Source organism: Bacillus sp. LR--39 (assembly GCF_053613335.1).
This window is the reverse complement of record NZ_JBSIOT010000064.1, coordinates 1-1,898: the sequence shown is the minus strand read 5'-3', so window position 1 is coordinate 1,898 and position 1,898 is coordinate 1. Positions and strand designations below refer to the sequence as shown.

General features: G+C 39.7%; 3 protein-coding genes. All 3 read right to left on the bottom strand.

All coding sequences use genetic code 11. From position 1 onward, the window contains the following. Window positions 1–962 (bottom strand): stage V sporulation protein AD (spoVAD, locus tag ACWHAR_RS20285; RefSeq protein ID WP_452087639.1); only part of this gene is annotated, 962 nt, incomplete at its 3' end. Then, the gene (gene spoVAC / locus ACWHAR_RS20280) at window positions 962–1,441 is read right to left on the bottom strand and encodes a stage V sporulation protein AC (RefSeq protein WP_013352385.1); all 480 of its coding nucleotides are present in this window, start codon (window positions 1,439–1,441) and stop codon (window positions 962–964) included. The genes spoVAD and spoVAC, both read right to left, overlap by 1 nt. A gap of 17 nt (window positions 1,442–1,458) precedes the next feature. Further along, the coding region (locus ACWHAR_RS20275; protein ID WP_452087638.1) for a YhcN/YlaJ family sporulation lipoprotein at window positions 1,459–1,898 on the bottom strand (440 nt) is incomplete at its 5' end.

The window sequence follows — 1,898 nt, the reverse complement described above, 5'->3', positions numbered from 1 at the left end:
GTTTCATTTTGCTGAAAGGACAACGGTGAAAGCAAAGCACCTGTAGCCACAACTAACATGCGTTTAAATTCACCATTTTTCATGCGGTTTAATAAATGCCCATAAACTACCGTTGCTGAACAGCCTGCACCGCTTGCCCCTGCAAGAACGGGTTGTCCTTCCCGATAAATCATAAGGCCACAATCTTGGTATTGTTCTTCACTAATAGGAGTTCCATGCTTTTTAAATAGATCCATGGACACTTCCTGTCCGATTTGGCCAAGGTCACCGGTTACAATTAAATCGTAATAAGATGGCTCAACATTTCGTTCCTTTAAATGGGCTTCAATGGTATCAACCGCAGCTGGCGCCATAGCTCCTCCCATGTTAAATGGATCTGTCAATCCCATATCGATTACACGACCAATTGTGGCAGATGTGACATGAGGTCCTTCCCCAGAATCACTTAATAGGGCTGCACCTGCACCAGTAACCGTCCATTGTGCCGTAGGTGGCTTTTGTCCACCATACTCAGTTGGATACCGAAATTGTTTTTCAACAGCTGTATCATGACTGGAAGCTCCTGTTAACAAATATTTCGCTCCTTTTGTATTTACAATATAAGCACCTAGAGCCAGTCCTTCCATCGAGGTAGAGCAAGCACCGAATAAGCCAAAATAAGGCGCTCCAATCGTTCTGCTAGCGAAACTTGTTGGGGTGATTTGATTGATTAAGTCCCCAGCTAGGATAAATTGAACTTGATCCTTTTGTATGCCCCCTTTTTCCATGGCTTTTTGGCAAGCCTCTTCAAAAAGGATTTTATGTGCTTTCTCATAGGAATCCTGCCCAAGCCATAAATCAGCATGAAGAGTATCGAAATCATCTGGGATAGCACCATTGGCTTCAAATGGTCCACCAACGGTTCCAGTGGAGATAATGACAGGCTTTTGTTCGAAGATCCATGTACGATGACCTGCTAGCATTATAAACCACCCCACTGGATTAAAGTGGTTTTAATTAAGGCAATGACAAAAGCAGAAAAAACACCAAATAAAATAACCGCCCCCGCTAATTTAAATATGTTGCCACCTACGCCCAGTACAAATCCTTCGCTTCGATGCTCAATGGCAGGCGATATAACCGCATTGCCAAAACCTGTTACAGGTACAGCTGTTCCAGCCCCACCAAATTGGGCCATTCGATCATATACGCCAAAACCAGTAAGAAGCATTGTAATAAAAATTAACGTACCCACCGTCGGATTTCCGGCCGTTTGCTCAGTAAAATCGAAATAATAAATGTAAAAGTCTGAAATAAGCTGACCAATCAAACAAATAAGTCCACCGATTAAAAAGGCCTTAATACAATTTTTAACAACCGGTCTTTTGATCTCTCGTTGTTTTTGCAATTTTTGATATTCCTGTTGCACAGGAGTAAGTTGTTTCTTTTGATTGTTAGACATAACTCGATCCTTCCTCTTTAGGTTTGTTCCTTCATAAGACTTTTCAGTTTGTTCAAATCATTTTTTAAGTTCTTCTTATTCATATCGTTTTTTTTCAGTCTTTGCTCGACCTTTTCAAGTTCCCAGAATATTTTTTTATCAGTCGAAACAAAAACTTTATAGTCGGGATATTTTTTTTCTAAGTCGGATTTTACTGACTTCTCGATACTCTTTAATCGAAATCGATCAAAATTCTCAACTTTAATCGCTGCCATAAGCTCTTTATCAGTATTCACAGCTTTTACGTCTGTAATATCTTCCTTGGCAATTATCTTTTCTTTCGCATGATTGGCAACGGATTGATCAATTGGCTTACTTGTATGTACTTGCGAAATACCAAAAGTACTATTACCTTGAATAAATTCATTTTGATTACCATTACATCCTGATGCGAAACCAATGACCATTATAATAAAAA